Annotated in this window: 20 protein-coding genes; 13 read left to right on the plus strand and 7 right to left on the minus strand. The window is 29.8% G+C overall.

What is annotated here, in order from left to right; translation table 11 throughout:
• Positions 1 to 12: 12 nt before the first annotated feature.
• Positions 13 to 273: a hypothetical protein gene (locus WHD08_RS03995; RefSeq protein ID WP_244183252.1), complete on the minus strand. Its 261-nt coding sequence runs from the start codon at positions 271 to 273 to the stop codon at positions 13 to 15.
• A 113-nt stretch (positions 274 to 386) separates the two neighbouring features.
• Positions 387 to 1,244: a hydroxymethylglutaryl-CoA lyase gene (locus tag WHD08_RS04000; RefSeq protein WP_208889135.1), complete on the minus strand. Its 858-nt coding sequence runs from the start codon at positions 1,242 to 1,244 to the stop codon at positions 387 to 389.
• Positions 1,245 to 1,330: 86 nt separating this feature from the next.
• Between WHD08_RS04000 and WHD08_RS04005 the strand changes: the two genes are divergently transcribed.
• Complete coding sequence (locus WHD08_RS04005; RefSeq protein ID WP_165733342.1) at positions 1,331 to 2,506, plus strand: MFS transporter; 1,176 nt, start codon at positions 1,331 to 1,333, stop codon at positions 2,504 to 2,506.
• Between the two features lie 80 nt (positions 2,507 to 2,586).
• On the opposite strand, the gene WHD08_RS04010 is transcribed toward WHD08_RS04005, so the two are convergent.
• The gene (locus tag WHD08_RS04010; RefSeq protein ID WP_208889134.1) at positions 2,587 to 3,654 is read right to left on the minus strand and encodes a methyltransferase; all 1,068 of its coding nucleotides are present in this window, start codon (positions 3,652 to 3,654) and stop codon (positions 2,587 to 2,589) included.
• A gap of 334 nt (positions 3,655 to 3,988) precedes the next feature.
• Between WHD08_RS04010 and WHD08_RS04015 the strand changes: the two genes are divergently transcribed.
• The 3 genes from WHD08_RS04015 (at position 3,989) to WHD08_RS04025 (ending at position 8,486) form a co-directional block, all read left to right on the plus strand.
• Positions 3,989 to 6,886 carry an FAD-binding and (Fe-S)-binding domain-containing protein gene (locus WHD08_RS04015; protein ID WP_208889133.1) on the plus strand — a complete coding sequence of 966 codons (2,898 nt, stop codon included), beginning with the start codon at positions 3,989 to 3,991 and terminating at the stop codon, positions 6,884 to 6,886.
• 99 nt (positions 6,887 to 6,985) lie between these two features.
• Positions 6,986 to 7,228, plus strand: coding sequence for a hypothetical protein (locus WHD08_RS04020; protein ID WP_165733346.1), 243 nt, complete (start codon positions 6,986 to 6,988; stop codon positions 7,226 to 7,228).
• A 268-nt stretch (positions 7,229 to 7,496) separates the two neighbouring features.
• On the plus strand, positions 7,497 to 8,486 hold the full coding sequence (locus WHD08_RS04025) for an aldo/keto reductase (protein ID WP_208889132.1): 990 nt from the start codon (positions 7,497 to 7,499) through the stop codon (positions 8,484 to 8,486).
• A 175-nt stretch (positions 8,487 to 8,661) separates the two neighbouring features.
• On the opposite strand, the gene WHD08_RS04030 is transcribed toward WHD08_RS04025, so the two are convergent.
• Both WHD08_RS04030 and WHD08_RS04035 read right to left on the minus strand, forming a co-directional pair.
• Entirely contained in the window at positions 8,662 to 9,528 is an 867-nt protein-coding gene (locus tag WHD08_RS04030) for an OmpA/MotB family protein (RefSeq protein ID WP_208889131.1), read from the minus strand.
• Between the two features lie 182 nt (positions 9,529 to 9,710).
• On the minus strand, positions 9,711 to 12,350 hold the full coding sequence (locus tag WHD08_RS04035; RefSeq protein ID WP_208889130.1) for a valine--tRNA ligase: 2,640 nt from the start codon (positions 12,348 to 12,350) through the stop codon (positions 9,711 to 9,713).
• A gap of 124 nt (positions 12,351 to 12,474) precedes the next feature.
• Here WHD08_RS04035 and WHD08_RS04040 point away from each other — a divergent pair, with 124 nt between their 5' ends.
• Complete coding sequence (locus WHD08_RS04040) at positions 12,475 to 12,879, plus strand: DUF1573 domain-containing protein (protein WP_208889129.1); 405 nt, start codon at positions 12,475 to 12,477, stop codon at positions 12,877 to 12,879.
• Position 12,880: 1 nt separating this feature from the next.
• On the opposite strand, the gene WHD08_RS04045 is transcribed toward WHD08_RS04040, so the two are convergent.
• On the minus strand, positions 12,881 to 14,218 hold the full coding sequence (locus WHD08_RS04045) for an aspartyl protease family protein (RefSeq protein ID WP_208889128.1): 1,338 nt from the start codon (positions 14,216 to 14,218) through the stop codon (positions 12,881 to 12,883).
• Positions 14,219 to 14,403: 185 nt separating this feature from the next.
• On the opposite strand from WHD08_RS04045, the gene WHD08_RS04050 reads away from it, so the two are divergent.
• The 4 genes from WHD08_RS04050 to WHD08_RS04065 all read left to right on the plus strand — a co-directional run bounded on the left by WHD08_RS04050 (position 14,404) and on the right by WHD08_RS04065 (position 17,233).
• Positions 14,404 to 15,594 (plus strand): pyridoxal phosphate-dependent aminotransferase, encoded by a 1,191-nt coding sequence (locus WHD08_RS04050; protein WP_165733351.1) that lies wholly within the window; start codon positions 14,404 to 14,406, stop codon positions 15,592 to 15,594.
• Positions 15,595 to 15,719: 125 nt separating this feature from the next.
• A complete protein-coding gene (locus WHD08_RS04055) occupies positions 15,720 to 16,064 on the plus strand; it encodes a hypothetical protein (protein WP_208889127.1) in 345 nt (114 codons plus the stop codon).
• Positions 16,065 to 16,117: 53 nt separating this feature from the next.
• Positions 16,118 to 16,486 carry a hypothetical protein gene (locus WHD08_RS04060; protein WP_208889126.1) on the plus strand — a complete coding sequence of 123 codons (369 nt, stop codon included), beginning with the start codon at positions 16,118 to 16,120 and terminating at the stop codon, positions 16,484 to 16,486.
• Positions 16,487 to 16,642: 156 nt separating this feature from the next.
• Positions 16,643 to 17,233, plus strand: coding sequence for an HNH endonuclease (locus WHD08_RS04065; protein ID WP_208889125.1), 591 nt, complete (start codon positions 16,643 to 16,645; stop codon positions 17,231 to 17,233).
• On the opposite strand, the gene WHD08_RS04070 is transcribed toward WHD08_RS04065, so the two are convergent.
• The gene (locus WHD08_RS04070; RefSeq protein WP_208889124.1) at positions 17,194 to 17,466 is read right to left on the minus strand and encodes a hypothetical protein; all 273 of its coding nucleotides are present in this window, start codon (positions 17,464 to 17,466) and stop codon (positions 17,194 to 17,196) included. The two genes, WHD08_RS04065 and WHD08_RS04070, sit on opposite strands and share 40 nt — an antisense overlap.
• A 207-nt stretch (positions 17,467 to 17,673) precedes the next feature.
• On the opposite strand from WHD08_RS04070, the gene WHD08_RS04075 reads away from it, so the two are divergent.
• The 4 genes from WHD08_RS04075 (at position 17,674) to murB (ending at position 20,573) form a co-directional block, all read left to right on the plus strand.
• Positions 17,674 to 18,237 carry a Crp/Fnr family transcriptional regulator gene (locus WHD08_RS04075; protein ID WP_165733354.1) on the plus strand — a complete coding sequence of 188 codons (564 nt, stop codon included), beginning with the start codon at positions 17,674 to 17,676 and terminating at the stop codon, positions 18,235 to 18,237.
• 67 nt (positions 18,238 to 18,304) lie between these two features.
• Positions 18,305 to 18,913, plus strand: a complete 609-nt coding sequence (locus tag WHD08_RS04080) for a short chain dehydrogenase (RefSeq protein WP_208889123.1) — start codon at positions 18,305 to 18,307, stop codon at positions 18,911 to 18,913.
• A gap of 176 nt (positions 18,914 to 19,089) precedes the next feature.
• Positions 19,090 to 19,317 (plus strand): PLD nuclease N-terminal domain-containing protein, encoded by a 228-nt coding sequence (locus tag WHD08_RS04085; RefSeq protein WP_208889122.1) that lies wholly within the window; start codon positions 19,090 to 19,092, stop codon positions 19,315 to 19,317.
• Between the two features lie 248 nt (positions 19,318 to 19,565).
• Positions 19,566 to 20,573: a UDP-N-acetylmuramate dehydrogenase gene (gene murB / locus WHD08_RS04090; RefSeq protein WP_208889121.1), complete on the plus strand. Its 1,008-nt coding sequence runs from the start codon at positions 19,566 to 19,568 to the stop codon at positions 20,571 to 20,573.
• Positions 20,574 to 20,738 lie beyond the last annotated feature (165 nt).

A 20,738-nucleotide genomic window follows, 5' to 3' on the forward strand; every position in this document is an offset into this window, starting at 1 on the left:
ACTCTTTCTCCATTAATTTTTTATGGTACCTATTAAAGACGGATTTAAAAAATCGCCAGCCATAAAAAGCATGGTATTTTTATTTTCTTCAAGTAGTTCTTTATGTACGGTTTCTACCCTTGCCATTCCACCAAACTCGCCTCCTTGTATTGGTGCTATCTCATACACATCATTTAGTTGTAAAAAAGTAAAATCTATTTTACCATCTTCTTTAGAACAAGAAGATAAAACAATAATTGATAGAAAAAAAGGAAGTAATTTGGTGAATTTCATTATGAATAGGTTTGATAACTATATAATACGTCTGTTAATTTGAAAACGTTTACACTTTAAGCTATGATGAGAAGCTGAAACAAGTTCAGCTTGACAAGTTTTCACTTTACAACTTAAATAAAAGTCTCTAAAGCCTTGTTATAGGCACTTTCAAAACTCATTGGTTTTAAATTAATATCTGCTTTTTGAGCTGTAAAATAACTCAATAATTTTTCTGTTGGCATGTTCCCTGTTAATTCATCTTTTGCCATTGGACAACCTCCATAACCTTTAATCGCTCCATCAAATCGATTGCATCCCGCTTTAAAAGCGGCATCTACTTTTTCGTGCCATTTGTCTGGTGTTGTATGTAAATGTGCGCCAAATTCTATAGATGGATATTGCGGAATTAAATTAGAAAATAAATATGAAATCACATCTGGTGTAGAACTTCCTACAGTGTCCGAAAGGGATAAAATCTTTACGCCCATTTTAGATAATTTTTCGGTCCACTCGCCTACTATTTCTACATTCCAAGGATCACCATAAGGATTACCAAAGCCCATCGATAAATAAGCAACTACTTCTTTATTAGTCTTGTCTGCAATGTTTAAAATTTCTTCTAACGTTTCTATAGATTCTTGTATGGTTTTATGCGTATTACGCATTTGAAAGTTTTCTGAAATAGAAAAAGGATATCCTAAATAATCAATTTCTTCAAATACAGAAGCATCATTAGCGCCCCTTACATTGGCAATAATAGCCAACAATTTACTTTGAGTTCTAGACAAATCTAATTTAGATAAAACAGCTGCAGTATCTCGCATTTGCGGAATTGCTTTTGGTGAAACAAAGCTGCCAAAATCAATGGTATCAAAACCCACTTTTAATAATGAGTTTATATACAATGCTTTTTGTTCTGTAGAAATAAAATGGCTCTTTATTCCTTGCATCGCGTCACGCGGACATTCTATGATTTTTACTTTTTTCATCAATATCAAAGATAGATATTCTATTGAAGTGGCAAAACATTTTTTAATTGATTATTGCATGCTTTTTGGTACTTTCGCCTTTATATATGAGCAAATCAAAATACATTCTTCCAATAATCATTATTTCTCAATTTTGTTGTACTTCTTTATGGTTTGCAAGCAACGGAGTAATGACAGATTTAATCACAAGTTTTAACTTAGATGAAATTGCGTTAAGTTACTTAACCTCTTCAGTGCAATTTGGCTTTATTATAGGAACTTTATTATTTGCTTTGTTAACCATTGCAGATCGATTTTCGCCCTCTAAGGTCTTTTTTGTTTGTGCAGTTTTAGGTGCATTTTTTAACTTGAGACTTGTTTTTGAAAATCAAACTTTTTTAACATTAATAGGTATGCGTTTTTTAACAGGGTTTTTCTTAGCTGGAATTTACCCTGTAGGAATGAAAATTGCTACAGATTATTATAACAAAGGCTTAGGTAAATCTTTAGGATATTTAGTTGGAGCCTTGGTTTTAGGTACTGCTTTACCACATTTACTAAAAGACTTAATGCAAGGTTTTTCTTGGAAAACAATTATAATTTCCATTACTGTTTTAGCCGCTTTTGGCGGATTACTAATGTTGCTTTTTGTACCTAACGGACCTTATAGAACTGCGGGGAAAAAACTAGATATTACCATTTGTTTTTCAATATTTAAAAACAATAAATTTAGAAAAGCAGCTTTTGGTTATTTCGGTCACATGTGGGAGTTATACGCTTTTTGGACATTTGTGCCTATTCTATTAAAAATCTATGAAAATTCGCATTCAGATGTGTCTTTTAATATTCCTTTATTATCATTTATAATTATAGGAACAGGAAGTTTAGCTTGTGTTTTAGGAGGCTATTTATCTGAAAAATATAGTCCAAAAAACATTGCATATTTAGCTTTACTTTTCTCTTGTATTTGTTGTTTAATTTCTCCTTTGATGTTTCAACTAAAAAATGAAAATCTATTTATTGCTTTTCTACTTTTCTGGGGAATGGTTGTGGTTGCAGACTCTCCGTTATTTTCTACTTTAGTAGCACAAAATGTAGATGCTAAAAACAAAGGAACTGCATTAACTATTGTTAATTGTATTGGTTTTGCAATTACTATTGTTAGTATACAATTAATTAGTGGTTACAAAGATAGTACAGATTCTAATGCTATTTTTATGCTGTTAGCAATTGGTCCTATTTTAGGTTTATTTACTTTTTCTAGAAAAAAAGTTAATTCATAAACTTAAATAATCTCATTTATTCAAACTAAAAAAGGATAGCAAAACTAATTGCTACCCTTTTATATATATTCTAAAACCTTCTAAACTTTAGTTAAAACCCAAAGCTGTACTTCTTCTAAAGCAGCTTCTTTTTTGTTACGTTTTGTTTTATCAACCGTAGGTTTAATTGTTTTCTTTAAACATTTTTCTAGTTTAAAACGAATCCCTTTTGCCAATTCTTTTTCTATCGGATTTTCTTTTGTAAGCTTTTTTATTTGAGCTGCATTAGAAAATAAAATTACTAATTTTCCATCTTCAGCCAATCTATTATTTGCTTCAGCAAAAAACTTAGAAAATAAGTTTTTATTATAATAAACAGCTTCATCTATATTTTCTTCACTAGAAATAGCAGGCAACCAAGGCGGATTGAAAACTATTAATTCCGTTTCTTTTTCCCATTTCCCAAAAAGGTTTCCGTAGTCTAATTCCACTTTACGAGACAATTTGGTCTCGCCCATAAATTCTTTTAAACCAAAAATTGCATTTGGGTTTGTATCTGTACCAAATACTTTCTGAAAACCATGTTGCACCATCTGAAAAGATAAAACACCACTACCGATACCAACATCTATAGCAGATTTCTTAGGACCTTCGTAACGTTTTAACCAATTATCAAACAACGTTAAGTGATCGAAACGTGTTGGAAAATATGTCCCTAAATAAGGATGTACTTTGTTTCTTAAAACAGGTACTTTAATTCCTTTGTTATATTTTTGCCAAGCACTGTTTAGTCTTTGAACTTCTGGAAAAGTTAATAAAAAATTATTTTTATTTGCAAACAATTTAGCAAACCAACCAATTTTTGGAGCTTTATCTACAACCAATTTTTGATTTTTAATTTGTAATAATATTTGATTAGAAAGCTTATGGTATTCTGCACGAAATGCATGTTGCTCTTTAATTGTTTTATTTGGCAAACGGATTTTTAAATGTTTTTGCAACTCTTTTAAAAGCAACATTCCGTTGCTATAAAACTCAGTAATTAAAACAGATTGGCCTTCCCTCATCGCATAAAGCGTTTCTCTTACATCTGTATTACTATCGAATTTTATTAGATCATCACCTGGGTGAATTGGTGTTGGTTTGTTTATTTTTAGCGCTGAACTCATTAATTTATATGGTATTATATAGAATTGCAAATTATTAATGTTTGCAATTCTTGGTATTAAAAATAGTATTAGAAATAGAATTTAGCAACAATCTGTATTCAAATCTTTGCTAAATACTATTTTGCAAAGATACTTTTTAAAACCTAGTATAAATACGATTCATAGAAATAGCAAAAAATTAAAAACAACACTTTTTTAGGCTTCTAAATTATCAGTTTTTTAAATCATTTTTTAAAGAATCAATAAAAATAATCAAAGAAATTTTTTGAGATAGAAATAATGAGTTTTTTATTCGCATATTTGTTACTGATTCTTACTTCTTCAACAGTAAATAATGATAGACAATACTACTTTAGCCAATTTAAACAACTCACTTTCTGGTGATGTTCTTTTTGATAATTTACATAAAACTTTATATGCAACAGACGCTTCGGTTTATAGGAAAATTCCTTTAGCGGTTGCTTTTCCAAAGGATGAAAAAGATTTAAAAACCTTAATTGCCTTTGCTACTAAAAACAATATTACTTTAATACCAAGAACAGCTGGAACTTCTTTAGCAGGACAATGTGTTGGAGATGGACTTGTGGTAGATGTTTCTAAACATTTTACCAATATTATTTCTTTTGATGAGAAAGCAAAAACAATTACGTTACAACCTGGTATTGTAAGAGATTCTTTAAACGTGTATTTAAAACCTTTTGGTTTGTTTTTTGGTCCAAACACCTCTACTTCTAACAGATGTATGATTGGTGGAATGGTTGGTAACAATTCTTCTGGAAGCACCTCTATAAAATACGGAGTTACACGTGATAAAGTTTTAGAAATCGATGCAATTTTAAGTGATGGAAGCACCGCTGTTTTTAAAGAAATTACCTCGGAAGATTTCATTAAAAAAACAAAAGAAAATACGCAAGAAGGTGAAATTTATAAAAGTCTTTTTGATGAACTTTCTTTAGTTGAAAATCAGCAAGAAATAAAGAATGAATTCCCTAAAGAAAGCATTCATAGAAGGTGTACTGGTTATGCGGTTGACGAATTATTAACGTCAGATTTATTCGGCGGAACTTCACCAACCATAAACATTGCAAAATTATTAGCAGGAAGTGAAGGTACTTTGGCTTTTTCTACTTCTATTACCTTACAATTAGATGCTTTACCTCCAACAGAAAGCATTATGGTTTGTACACATTTTAAAACCATAAACGAAAGTTTAAACGCTACAGTAATTGCTATGAATCACAATTTATATAATTGCGAATTGATGGACAAAACAATTTTAGATTGTACTAAAAACAATAGAGAATTAGCAAAAAATCGTTTCTTTTTACAAGGAGACCCAGGAGCTATTTTAATGCTAGAAGTATCTTCTAACTCAATTGAAGAAACAGAAATTTTAGCAGATAAATTAATTGCAGATTTAGAAAAAAACAACTTTGGTTACTATCACCCAAAAGTGTACGGAGCAGATATTGCAAAAGTGCATTATTTACGTAAAGCAGGTTTGGGTGCTTTAGCAAATATTGTTGGCGATAAAAAAGCAGTTGCTTGTATAGAAGACACTGCAGTTGCTTTAGAAGATTTGCCAAATTACATTGAGGAATTCACTCAAATTATGGCTAAATATCAGCAAAACGCTGTGTATTATGCACATGCTGGTGCTGGTGAATTACATTTACGCCCTATTTTGAATATCAAGAAAAAAGAAGACGTTGTTTTATTTAGAAAGATTACGACTGAAACGGCTGAGTTGGTTAAAAAATATAAAGGTTCTTTTTCTGGTGAACATGGAGACGGAATTGTGCGTGCAGAATTTATTCCGTTGATGATTGGTGATAAAAACTACCAATTATTAAGAAGAATTAAAAAAGCGTTTGACCCAAATAATGTTTTTAATCAAGGTAAAATAACGGATGCTTTTGCAATGGATGAAAGCTTACGTTATGAAGTTGGTAGAACTGAGCCAGAAATTAAAACCATTCAAGATTTTTCTGATGACGAAGGAATTTTAAAACTCGCAGAAAAATGTAACGGAACTGGAGATTGTAGAAAACCTGTAGAAGCTGGCGGAACGATGTGCCCAAGTTATAGGGCTACAAAAGATGAAAAAGATACTACAAGAGCAAGAGCAAATACATTGCGTGAATTTTTAACAAATTCCAACCAAGCAAATAAATTTAATCATAAAGAATTAAAACAAGTTTTCGACCTTTGTTTAAGCTGTAAAGCCTGTGCATCAGAGTGCCCAAGTAATGTGGATATTGCTACGATGAAAGCTGAGTTTTTATACCAATATCAAGAAGCAAATGGCTATTCTTTTAGAAATAAAATGTTTGCTAATAATGCTAAATATAATAAATTAGGAAGTGCTTTTCCTTCAATCACTAACTTTTTCACCAATTCTACAATTGCAAAAAAAGTTTTAGGAGTTGCCATAGAACGCTCTGTTCCTAAATTAGCAAATCAGACTTTAGAAAGTTGGTTAAAGAAACATCATCCAAAAACATCTAAAAAGGCACTTTATTTATTTAATGATGAATTCACCAATTTTTACGATTCAGAAATTGGACAAGATGCTGTTATTGTATTAGAAAAATTAGGCTACGAAGTAAAAACCGTAAAGCATGATGAAAGTGGAAGAAGTCATATTTCTAAAGGATTTTTAAAAGAAGCCAAAGCAATTTGTAATAATAATGTTGCTATTTTTAAAGATATAATTACAGATGAAACTCCTTTAGTAGGAATAGAACCTTCTGCTATTTTAGGTTTTAGAGATGAGTACATTCGTCTAGCTGATGATAAAGCATCTGCAGAAAAAATTGCAAAAAATAGTTTTACGTTTGAAGAGTTTTTAGCCAAAGAATTAGAAAAAGGAAATATTGATACTTCTTTATTTACAAAGGAGTCTAAGACTTTAAAAATACACGGACATTGTCATCAAAAATCATTGTCTAGCACACAGGCTAGTTTTCAAATTTTAAACATTCCAAAAAACTATAAAGTAACAATTATTAGTTCTGGTTGTTGCGGAATGGCAGGTTCTTTTGGTTATGAAAAAGAACATTATAAAGTTTCTATGCAAGTTGGTGAAGACACTTTGTTTCCTAAAATTAGAAATTGTAGTTCCGATACAGAAATTGCTGCTGCAGGAACAAGTTGTAGACATCAAATTTTTGATGGAACAAAACGCATCGCAAAACACCCAGTTACATTGTTGAGAGAAGCACTTATTTAGTATTCAGTTTCCAGTTTCAGTTGGCAGTAAAAAAGCCTATTAAAATATTACAAATTGAATTCGTTATATTTGTATAAATAATTAGTAATCAGTTATATTATGGGAACTATAGAATTAAGAAATAAATGGAAAAAAGAAATTGTTAATGTAGATGAGCGTTTTTTGCGATTAATAGATGCTTTACATACATCATACATGAAAGAAGAAACTGATTTTTTTGATGAAATTCCGAGTGATATTCAAGAACTTTTACAAAAAAGTAGAGAAGATATTAAAAAAGGGAAAACCTATACACATGAAAGTATTTTAAATGAAGCTAAAACTAAGTATAATATTTCATAAATTATGATGGAAATTATATGGCGAAATACTTTTTTTGACAATTGAATATCCTTCGACAAGCTCAGGAAGACATTTTGAGTTTTAATTGTTTTATGTTGGTATAAAATTCATTTGGCATCAGAAAACATAAAAAGGAAATTACTAAAAGATATTTAACGGAAATATATGAGAAGCAATGATTGTAAAATCGTTGCTTTTTTGTTACTTTGAAATAGAATTCGACTCTAAATATTAATAATTATTCTACGAGATTAATTTAAAAATAATCATGGAAAAATACAAAGCAGATTCAGAAAGGTATAATAAAATGAACTACAGAAGAACAGGAAATAGCGGTTTGCTGTTACCAGAACTTTCTTTAGGTTTATGGCATAACTTTGGTGAAAATGATGATTTTGAAAATGCAAGAAACTTATTAAAATGTGCATTTGATAACGGAATTACACATTTTGATTTGGCCAATAACTACGGACCTCCTTATGGTTCTGCTGAAAAAACTTTTGGAAAAATCTTAAAAAAAGATTTCAAAAAGTATAGAGATGAATTAATTATTTCATCAAAGGCGGGTTATGATATGTGGGAAGGTCCTTATGGGAATTTTGGTTCTAAAAAATACTTAATTTCTAGTTTAGACCAAAGTTTGCAAAGAATGGATTTAGAATATGTAGATATTTTTTATCATCACAGGCCAGATTATGACACTCCTTTAGAAGAAACTATGGGTGCTTTAGATTTAATGGTAAGACAAGGAAAAGCATTGTACGTTGGTTTGTCTAATTATCAACCTAAAGAAGCAGAAAAAGCTTTTAAAATATTAAAAGAATTAGGTACCCCGTGTTTAATTCATCAACCAAGATATAGTTTGTTTTACCGTTGGATTGAAGATGGTTTAATTGATTTATTAGGGAATTCTGGAGTTGGAACCATTTGCTTTTCTCCATTAGCACAAGGAATGTTAACAGACAAATATATTAACGGTTTGCCAAAAGATTCTAGAGCTGTAAAAGATGGTCGTTATTTAAAAACAGATCAAGTGATGGAAATGCTTCCAAAAATTAAAGCTTTAAACGAAGTTGCTAAAAGCAGAAATCAGAATTTAGCACAAATGGCTATTTCTTGGATTTTAAAAGATGATAGAATTACATCTGTTTTAATTGGAGCCAGCAAAACTGAGCAAATTTTAGACAGTATAAAAGCTACTGAAAACACTACTTTTTCTGAAGAAGAATTGGCTAGAATTAATGCTATTTTAGCTTAAAATAAATTAAAAAAGTTCCTACATGTTTCATAAACCTAAAGGACTCTTTTTTTTTATCTACGAACTAAAGTGGATAATTTACTATATAAAAAAAAGCTCCTTTAACAAGGAGCTTTTCACTTTTCATACTATACTCTTCCTTTTCCTAAACTCTTCCTTTTTCATATAATTTTTATTATTCTTTTAATTGATCATCTGAAAGTAAAGCAAAGAATTTATCTAAATTAGGTAGAATTACAATTCTTGTTCTTCTATTTTTTGCTCTATTATCATTAGTCGTATTTTCTACTAACGGCATTGTAGAACCTCTACCTGCAGCAATTAATCTACTTCCATCAATATTATATTTACTTTCTAAAAGACGTACTATAGAAGTCGCTCTCTTTACACTTAAATCCCAGTTATCTTGTACAACAGCATTGTTAATGGTTCTAGAATCTGTATGACCTTCAATCATAACATCCATACTTGGTTCAGATTTTATAACTGCCGCTAATTTTTCAATTAAACCATAAGCACCATTTTTAACTCTATAACTTGCGTTGTTAAATAATAATTTATCAGAAACAGAAATCATTACTACCGTTTGATCAATGTCTATATTTAAATCATCAGAATCTGTTAAATCAGAATTATCAAACTTATTTTTTAAATTATAAGAAATGGCAAGATTTAAAGAATCTTTTAAAGTTTTAGCTTTTGCTAACTCTTCCGGATCTACTTTAGATAAAGTTTCCCTCATTCTTTCTCTTGTATTATTAGAAATTACAGCTGTTTTACCAACCATATCTAATTTTACGTCATTGGCATCTTGTAAGCTTGAATTATCACTTTTTAATGAATTAATTTTCTCATTATAGTCCGCAACTCTACTTTCAATTTTAGCAAATTTCCCCTCTAGTGCTTCTTTTTCTAAGGTAGTTTTTTGAAGCGTCCCTTTTGTATTAATATACTGATTTTCTAACGTTACATACTTTTTTTTAGAAACACAAGATGTTGCCATTAATGATATTGCTACAACAGGTATAATAAATTTTTTCATAATTAATTAGTTTAAATGATATAACCTATGGCGGTTATTTAGTTATTTAATGTTACTTCTATTAGTTAAACAACTCAGTTTATAAATACCCTACCTTAAAAATTCATTTTTTTTATAAAAAATAAAAAAAGCCCATAAAAACTTAATTTTCATGGGCTTATAATATTAAAAAAAATAAAATTTTATTGTAGCGAACTCAAACTACTTTTAATAGTTTCAATTTTTGCTACTGTATCTGCTTCTTTTTTACGTTCCAAAGCCAACACTTTTTCTGGTGCATTAGACACAAAACGCTCATTAGACAACTTCTTTGTAATACCAAATAAGAAACCTTCTGCTCTTTTAAGCTCTCCTTCTAATTTCTTAATCTCTGCTTCAACATCTATGTTTTCAATAGAAATAGGTACAAAGTATTCGTTAGATTTTACTCTAAAAGAAGCTCCTTCTACTTTCTCTGAAACATAGTTTATAGTTTCTGTATTTGTTAATTTCTGAATAACAGCATCAAATTGTTTTGTGCTTTTATCATTATCAATAACAAATAATTCTACTGCATCTTTAAAAGAAATGTTCTTATCTTTTCTGATGGTTCTAATTCCTGATACAACTCCTGTAGCAAATTCAAAATCTTCTATAATTTTTGCAGCGAAATCTTTAATTACAGGATATTTTGCTATAATCAAAGCTTCTTCTGGTGTTCTATCTGCAATATATTGCCAAATATCTTCTGATAAAAATGGCATAAATGGATGCAATACTTTTAAGTTATTTTCTAAAACTTCAATAATAGCATCAAACGTTACTTTATCTATTGGTTGCTGATAAGCAGGTTTTACAATTTCTAATAACCATGAAGAAAAATCATCGTTAATTAACTTGTAGATTGCCATTAAAGCATCAGACAAACGGTATTTAGAAAAATGGTCTTCTATTTCTGCCAACGTTTTTTGAAACTTAGCTTCGTACCATTCTAAACCAATTTTAGAAGTTTCTGGTTGTGGTAAACTAGCATCAACTTCCCAACCTTTTATCAAACGGAAAGCATTCCAAATTTTATTTGCAAATCCTTTTCCTTGTTGACAAAGATCTTCATCAAACATTAAATCGTTTCCGGCTGCAGAACTTAATAAAAGCCCTACTCTTACTCCATCTGCTCCATAATCAGAAATTAATTTTAAAGCATCTGGCGAGTTCCCTAAAGATTTAGACATTTTACGTCTTTGTTTATCTCTAACTAAACCAGTTAAATAAACGTTATTGAAAGGTTTTTCGTCTTTATATTCATAACCTGCAACAATCATTCTTGCTACCCAGAAAAATAAAATATCTGGTCCAGTAACTAAATCGTTTGTTGGGTAATAGTATTTAATTTCTTCGTTTTCTGGATTTCTAATTCCATCAAAAACAGACATTGGCCACAACCAAGAAGAAAACCAAGTATCTAAGGCATCTTCATCTTGTCGAAGGTCTTCTATTTTAAAAGACGCATCAACAACCTTTTTAGAAATTGCTAATTCGTACGCTCTTTCTCTTGTCTCAGCTACTACAAAATCTTCTTTTCCGTCTCCGTAGAAAAACGCAGGAATTTGTTGTCCCCACCAAAGTTGACGAGAGATATTCCAATCACGCACATTTTCCATCCAATGACGGTACGTGTTTTCAAATTTCTTTGGATATAAATTGATTTCTGCATCTTCACCCAAAACTGCATCAATTGCAGGTTGTGCAAGATCTTTCATCTTTAAAAACCATTGATCAGATAATCTAGGTTCTATAACTGCTTTTGTTCTTTCTGATGTTCCTACTTTATTGGTATGAACTTCAGTCTTCACTAAAATTCCTTTTTCTTCTAATTCTTGAGCAATTTCTTTACGAACTACAAAACGGTCTTTACCTTGATAATGTAATCCGAAAGAATTTAAAGAAGCATCATCATTAAAAATATCAATAACTTCTAATTTGTGCTTATCACCTAAATTCTTATCATTTTCATCGTGTGCAGGCGTCACTTTTAAACAACCTGTACCAAATTCTAAATCTACATACTCATCCTCTATAATAGGAATTATTCGACCACATAAAGGAACAATTGCTTTCTTTCCTTTTAAATGTGTAAAACGTTCATCATTTGGGTTGATACAAATTGCAGTATCACCAAAAATAGTTTCTGGCCTTGTAGTAGCAATGGTTAACGTATCGTCTGATCCTTCAATTTTATATTCTAAATAATATAAGTTTCCTTGTCTTTCTTCATGAATTACTTCTTCATCAGAAAGTGTTGTTTTAGCTTCCGGATCCCAGTTTACCATTCTGTATCCTCTATAAATTAAACCTTTGTTATATAAATCAACAAAAACTTTAATTACAGATTCAGACATTTCTGGATCCATTGTAAATGCAGTTCTTTCCCAATCGCAAGAAGCACCTAACTTTTTTAATTGTTCTAAAATGATTCCTCCGTATTCATCTTTCCAATCAAAAGCGTGTTGTAAAAATTCTTCACGTGTTAAATCGCTTTTTTTAATTCCTTGTTCTTTTAACTTGGCAACCACTTTTGCTTCTGTAGCAATAGAAGCGTGATCTGTACCAGGAACCCAACATGCATTTTTACCTAATAAACGCGCACGTCTTATTAATACATCTTGAATTGTATTATTTAACATGTGCCCCATATGTAAAACGCCTGTTACGTTTGGTGGCGGAATTACAATTGTATAAGGCTCTCTTTCGTCTGGCGTAGAATGAAAATAGTTATTTTTCATCCAGTAGTCGTACCATTTACCTTCTACTTGGCTTGCATCATATTTAGATGGAATTGTCATACTTTGGTATCGTTTTTGATATATAGTTTGCAAAAATACGAAACTCTAATTTGTCGAGAAAATTAGTAGTTGATTTTTTAAAACAAATTATTAGTATTAGATTTACAGTATAAAACATATAGTTATGAAAACTTTCGGAACATTATTAATCGTATTCTTTATTTCTTTTTCAATAAACGCACAAGAGTTTAAATTTGAAGAAGAAACTATTAACTACGGAAAAATTGAAAAAGGATCTGATAAAGAAAGAGTCTTTGTATTTTCTAATGTTGGTGATGAACCAATAGTTATTAGTAGAATTCAATCTTCTTGTGGTTGTACAATTCCTAAAAAACCCGAAGCACCAATAATGCCAGGAGAAAAAGGAGAAATTAAAGTATCTTATGATACCAACAGAATTGGTGGTTTTTCTAAATCTATTACTGTTTTTTCGAATGCAAAAGAAGGAAATAAAATAATTAGAATTAAAGGAGTAGTAACTAAAGAGCTTTCTTTAGAAAAAGAGAAAAGTATCTTAACAGATATTTAATCTATATTTTTTTTATCAAACGAAATTCGAATTTCATTTGTACGCCATTGCGTTCAACTGTAATTCGAATTTTCTTTTTATCCCTTTCTTGAAATTTATAGATAATGTCTTCTATCTTTAATTCATGAGCATGTTTTCCATTAATTTTTAGGATAACATCATCTTTTAACAAACCTGCTTTTTCTGCTGCTGAGTTTTTAACAACACGACGAATAATAAACGATGGTTTAAAGTTAAAGGAATACCTAGTAACAAAACTAATCGAGTTTTTATTAGGCATTTGGTTGTTATAGGCATTTTTGTACTTATCCACAATCTCTTCTTTTACCAATTGCTTTCCATTATACACCACATCTAAACCACTCATATTATAATTAAACCCTGCACTAAGAGAACCATTCTTTTTTAAGGTGATTTTTTTATGAGGATAATCAATCCAAACTTTAAATCGACTTAAAATACCGCCACCAACACTCCCATTTCTTTCTTTAAATTTTCTTGCATTGTGCGTCGAAAGGGAATCTAAAAAAGAAACCGTAGGACTTTCAATAACAAAATGTCCCATTTTAAATTTAGAAATTCTACTTCTATTTCCATAAATAGGTCCGCTTAATCCTTCGCCTAAAAGATCATTAAAAAAACGTTTTGGTCTTCTAATCGATTTTTTAGAATTTTCGAAAAGCCACATAGCATCACTCCCGCCTAAATCTACTAACAATTTCACATTAATAAACGAACTACCAAGAGTATCTAAACTTACCGAAGCATCTATAAATGGTTTTTTTCTATAAAACTGAAACGGGAAGGTTTCGCACTTTCTGCATTTTTTATAGGTGAAGTTTTTAGGATTGTAAAAATTTATTTTTTTGGTTTTATAGTTAATCTTTACAATTACATTTTTCAATAAATTATAACCAATAATTCCGTGTATGGTTGTGCCCATTTTACTCGATAAATCGAAATAATCTTTTAAAATAACATAAACCGTTTCATTCTTACTTATTAGATTCTTTACTTTAAAAATATTCTCTTTAGAAATAATTGCATCTACCGCATCACCGCTACCTAAACCGCGCAACCTTACTCGGGTAGTATTTAACAACTCTATACTATCTTTTTCTGATAAATTAAATAAAATAGTTTTATTAACTCCCGTATCAAGAATAAAGGACAATTCTTTACCGTTAATTTCTAAAGGAATCACAATTAAATTGTTAATCAATCTAAAACTAACTTGTTGACTATGCTTATTTTTTTCATTAAAAGTAAATCCTGGTTGAGAATATACTATCAATGAAAATAAAAATGAGATTATGATAAGTGCATATGATTTTATCAAACTAATTGTTTTTAGAACCTATACAAGATACAACAAAACAAGACAATTAAAGAATTTCTTAAATTTCAACTAAAATATATCACATACTTGTTTGACAGTAAAACACCTGCAAAGTTTCTTTAATATACTCTTTTAAATAAAATATATTTCGGAAATTCGCAATTACAAATATTTAAAACATAATTATGCCTGCAATATCTAAGAAAGGATTAAAAATGCCAGAATCACCAATTAGAAAATTGGTACCGTATGCTGAAGACGCTAAAAAAAGAGGTGTTAAAGTATTCCATTTAAATATAGGTCAACCAGATATAAAAACACCACAAGTTGCCTTAGACGCTGTAAAAAACAATGAGATTACAACATTGTCTTATGCACGTTCTGAAGGTTCTGAAGAATATAGAAACAAACTAGTTAGTTATTATAAAAAACATCAAGTTAACGTAACTGCAAACAATATTGTTATTACCACAGGTGGTTCTGAAGCATTGCTTTTTACCATTGGTAGTATTACAGATCCGGGAGATGAAATTATTATTCCTGAACCTTTTTACGCAAACTACAACGGATTTTCTACCGCTTCTGGAGTTACCGTAGTACCAGTTATTTCTAAAATTGAAGACAATTTTGCATTGCCTAAAATTGAAGATTTTGAGAAGTTAATCACAAAGAATACCAAAGCAATATTAATTTGTAACCCAGGGAATCCTACAGGATACTTATATTCTAAAGAAGAGATTCAGAAATTAAAAGAGATTGTTTTAAAACACGATTTATTTTTAATTGCTGATGAAGTATATAGAGAGTTTACCTACGATGGTTTACAACATACCTCTGTAATGGCTTTAGATGGTTTAGAGCAAAACTCTATAGTTATAGATTCTGTTTCTAAGCGATACAGTATGTGTGGTGCTAGAATTGGTTGTATTGTTTCTAAAAATGAAGACTTTATAAAAACAGCTATTAAATTTGCACAAGCACGTTTAAGTCCGCCAACTTACGCATTAATTGCTAGTGAAGCTGCTTTAGATACGCCACAACAATATTTTGATGATGTAAAAGAAGAATACGTAGACAGAAGAAATACTTTAATTGCAGAATTAAACAAAATTGAAGGTGTAAAAGTAGCCAACCCAAAAGGTGCTTTTTACTGTGTTGCGCAATTGCCTGTTAAAGATTCAGATCATTTTGCAAAATGGTTATTAGAGGACTTTAACTTAAACAATGAAACTGTAATGGTTGCCCCTGCAAGTGGTTTTTATTCAACTGAAGGTGAAGGAAAAAATCAAATTAGAATGGCTTATGTTTTAAACAAAGAAGATTTAATTAGATCTGTAGAGATTTTAGGTGAAGCTTTAAAGGTTTATAAAGATTAGTTATAACTATTATATAAAGTACTATTATCCTAACTTATTTACGGGATAATAGTACTAAAAGTAATTATATAATCTAGTTGTAAGCAATTTGAAAAACCACTCGAACTAAAAGAAAATATTTGAAATTGAAAGAAAAAAAAGGAAAAAATAAATGGCAATTTTCAATTTTAATTCTGTTAATTATTACTGGAATTTGTTTTGGCGTTTGGAACAGTTTGGTTGAGAAAAATGAATTGAAGAATTCAAAAACAGCAATCGGAACTATTATTGAAATTGAAGAACGATTTCATAGAGGAATATTTATAAAATATGAATTTAAAGTAAATGAAAAAAAATATACTGAAAATCAAAAATTAACTGTAAAAAAGGAAACTATAAAAAACGGAGATAAATTTAAAGTTAATTATTCAGAAAAAAAAACTGAACACAATGAACTTATTTTCGAGAAACGAATTGCTGAACATAAATGAAAAAACTAATAATAATTACGATTATATCCTTGACTTTATTCTCTTGTCAACAAATGACTTCATTGCATTCTGACAAAACTCTGACCAAAAAAATAGAAACCAAATTTAAGTCGAAATCAGAAACAATCGACTTAACTAAACTCAACAGTTTTGAATGGAAAGAATTATTAATTCTTGGACCATATTCTATGATTGATAATGTCGAAAAAAAGCTGAATTTAGATTTAGAAAATATTAAAGTAAATGGAATTGAATATATCGATTCTGTAAACCTCCTTGTTTTTATAAAAGATGGAAAATCTATTAAAATTTCAGAAGTTTCGAGAGAAATTGGAGACTTTGTAGATTTAGGAAAGATTATTGAAAAAAGGAACGCAAAATTTATAAAAACAGAAAACGGAAAAAATAAATTAGCTGAATAAAAAACTGCTTACAACACCGTATAAACTTTATTGCTGGTTTTGGCTCACTTGGGAAATTCCTCCGGAATTTCGCCGTTCGTGTTTTATTTACTAAATTCACTGCTTAAACAACGCAACAAAGCTTATACAACAACGTTCGCAGTAATATCCAAGATTATGGAGGAATGTAAAAAATGTAAGAGTAAAAATATAAAAGTGATAACTGATTATGATTATCACAACATTCACGAATGTCAAAATTGCCAGTTTTGGGTTTATCAAAAATTGAACGATTGCTGTAGAGATCCATTTAAAATTGTTGTTATAGATAGAAAAAATGATAGTTTATATTTTATTCGTGAACAATGTTTGAATTGTGGTGGTTGTATAAATAAAAAAAAGCCTTTGAGTAGTAAAAAATTCTCTGACTTAATAAAAGGAGAATTAAATACTGAAAGAGATGAAAAATATAAAAACTTCGTATTTTCTGAAAACAAATCATTATTTAAGTTAAAACAAGAACACTATCGTTACAATACAAAATACGCGAAATATCACAGATACCTTGAAACTAAAGAATGGAAAACAATACGAGACAAAGTTCTGAAAAGAGATGACTCTTTATGTAAGATTTGTAATGTAAAAAAAGCAGATGATGTACATCATTTAACATATGAAAATGTATTTAATGAAAAACTTGAAGACTTAATTAGTGTTTGCAGAAAATGTCATTCTGAAATACATTTTCCCTCATCTTCAGACTTGTGATAATTTTTAGGAAAAGAAAAATCAACTTTAAAATTATAGTTATCAGATAAAACTTCTAATTTTGAAAAATCATTGTCAAAAGCCATTTGCATCCAAAACTCTAAATCCGAAGAAAGTCCTACAAGTTTTGTTGAAATTATATGATTTTGGGTGTCTTTTGTAAATTTGTAAAACTCCTTAATTGAAGGGGTTTTGAAAAATTCTTGATAATTTTTTATTTCATCTTTAGTCATAATATTTGAATTTAAAATTAATAATTTAAAAAAATACTACAGCTAACACCGTATAAACTTTATTGCTGGTTTTGGCTCACTTGGGAAATTCCTCCGGAATTTCGTCGTTCGTACTTTATTTACTAAATTCACTGCGTTAAACAACGCAACAAAGCTGATACAACAACGTTGGCGGTAATTTGAGCATACAAAACATCAAAGAAAGAAATGAACGAATATTTAAAATCATTTAATTTATTTACCGACATAGAGATTAATGATTTTTTGAATTTATCTCAAACTATTTTATTAAAAAAAGGCGATTTATATATTAATAATAATGAAATTTGCGACTCTATAGCTTTTGTCAAAAGTGGAATTTTTCGTTCCTATTATTATTCAAATAATGACGATGAAATCACATATTGTTTCACTTTTCCAAATAAATTATTAATGGCTTATTCTTCATTTATTTCACAAAAAAAATCTGAAGAAAATATTCAAGCTCTGACAGATGCTGAAATAATTTCAATACCAAAAGCAACTTTAGAAGATTTAGCGAAATCAAATAGTAATTGGTTGCGTTTTTTGAAAATTATTGCCGAAAAGGAATATGTTGAATTAGAGAAATGGATATTTAATCATCAAAAAGATAAGGCTCAACAACGCTATTTAGATTTAATTACAACGCAACCGGAATATATCAAAGAGATTCCACTACATTATATAGCTTCTTACCTAGGCGTTACACAACGTCACCTAAGTCGAATAAGAGCTAATATTACGTATTAGACAAATGTCCTCTTCTTAAATCTTTAGTGCTTCATAAATTTGCATATAATTTAAAAACAAATATTATATGAAAACAATAATTTTAATTGGAGCAAACGGAAAAATGGGACAAGCTGCTCTTACGGGTCTAGGAAAACACAAAATTATAACTGCTGGACGTTCTGCTGATAGCTATGACTTTCAAGTAGATATTACAAGCGAAGCATCATTAAGGAAATTATACGAAGATGTTGGTCATTTTGATGCTGTTGTAAACACTGTTGGTGTTTGTGAATATGCAAATTTTACTGAAATGACCGAAGAACAATGGATGAGTACTATTTTAAGTAAAATGATGGGACAAATAAACATTGTACGTATTGGTCAAGAATATATTGCAGATAAGGGGTCATTTACTTTAATAACAGGAATTTTAAATACGAAGCCTATACCTTTTGCAATTGCTGATGCTACTACTAGTGGCGCTATTGATACATTTGTTAAATGTGTTGCTTTTGAAATGCCAAGAGGAATCCGAGTAAACTCAATAAACCCAACTGTTTTAGAAGAGGCTTGGGATGTTTATGGTGAAATGATGCCAGGTTTTGAGCCAGTTCCTGGTAGATTAGTTGGTAAAGCTTTTGAACGTTCGGTTGATGGATTTATTACGGGTCAAGTAATTTTTGTAGATGCATAAATAAAAACTACCGCCAACACCATATATAATTTATTGCTAAGTCCTCACCTATTTACGAAAGTTTGTGAGGGCTTTTTATTTAGTTATTATTTACTAAATTAGTTGCTTGATACACGCAACAAACCATAACACAACAACGTCAGCTTTAATACTGATTAAAATTTAAAACAAAAATTATGAACTCTTTTTTATTTATTGGAGCTTGGCAACTAATTATAATATTTATCGTCTTATTTCTTGGAATTTTACCAACAATAATTGCCCTTGTAGATATTTTAAAGAATGAGTTTAAAGGAAATAATAAAATCGTTTGGGTACTAGTTGTTTTATTTGCTAACTTTTTTGGTGCTATTTTATATTTCTTAATTGGTAGAGAACAAAAAATAATGATAGAGAAATCATAAATCAGGTTTAAGTAAGTTTACGGAAACGAAAACTGAAGTAAAAACGTGTAATCTCACTTCACTAACTAAGAAAAAAACATAATACTAAAATATTATTGTCTATTAATTAGGTATAAAGATTATAGATAAAAAACTATATTTGTTATCACTGATAGCGCTCGTTTGTAACGAGTACCAGAATGAAATAACCAGCAATACTTGTACTCGTTTGTAACGAGCAATAGCAAGTTAGACTTTACAGAAAATAAATGAATATTCTAGAAAACACATCCTTAAAAAATTATAACACGTTTGGCATTTCTGTTAATGCCAAACGTTTTATTTCTATTGATTCTGTATATCAATTACAACAACTTTTAAAAGTTGAAAAAGACCTTTTTTTAATTTCTGGAGGAAGCAATATGTTGCTGACAAAAGATATAGAAAAATTAGTGGTACACATAGATATTAAAGGTATTTCTATTGATAACGAAGATGAAAACGCTGCTTATATTACTGTAAATGCTGGCGAAAATTGGCATGATTTTGTATTCTGGTGTGTTTCTGAAAATTATGGGGGAATAGAAAACTTATCTTTGATTCCGGGGAATGTGGGCACTTGCCCTATTCAGAATATTGGAGCTTATGGTGTAGAAGTAAAAGACACTATTACAAAAGTAGAAGCACTAGATATTGAAACGGGTAAATTGATTCAGTTTTCTAATGAAGATTGTAATTTTGGATACAGGAATTCTATTTTTAAAAATGAAGTAAAAGGAAAATACATTATTACTTCGGTGAGTTTTAAGCTGACAAAAACCAACCATCATTTAAACTCTTCTTATGGCGCTATTAATACAGAGTTAACGACTAAGAACATTACAAAACCAACTTTAAAAGACATTTCTGAGGCTGTAATTTCCATTCGAAAATCCAAGCTTCCAGATCCTAAAGAAATAGGAAATAGCGGTAGTTTTTTTAAAAACCCTGTAATTGCTACCACTCAGTTTTTAGAATTACAAAAGGATTTCCCAACCATACCTAGTTATAAAATATCTGATACTGAAGTGAAAGTTCCTGCAGGTTGGTTAATAGAGCAAGCTGGTTTTAAAGGGAAACGTTTTGGTAATTACGGAGTGCATGAAAAACAGGCTTTGGTCTTGGTAAACTACGGCAATGCTACTGGGAACGAAATTTATCAGCTTGCTGAAAAAATAAAAGAAACCATCTTTAATAAATTCGGAATTCCTTTAGAAATTGAAGTGAATATTATTTAAAAAAACAGCGCTACTATATACTAATGATGTCTACCCTAAAAAGGATTTTTAACAATCTTCATTTATTTTAAATTCCCGCATTAGCGGAAATAAGAATCTTTAAAATAGAAATGAAGTTATTTTTAATCGGCTTTTAACTAATTAATTTTTGGGTAAAACAGCCAT

Source organism: Polaribacter sejongensis, assembly GCF_038024065.1.
Lineage (GTDB): Bacteria > Bacteroidota > Bacteroidia > Flavobacteriales > Flavobacteriaceae > Polaribacter > Polaribacter sejongensis.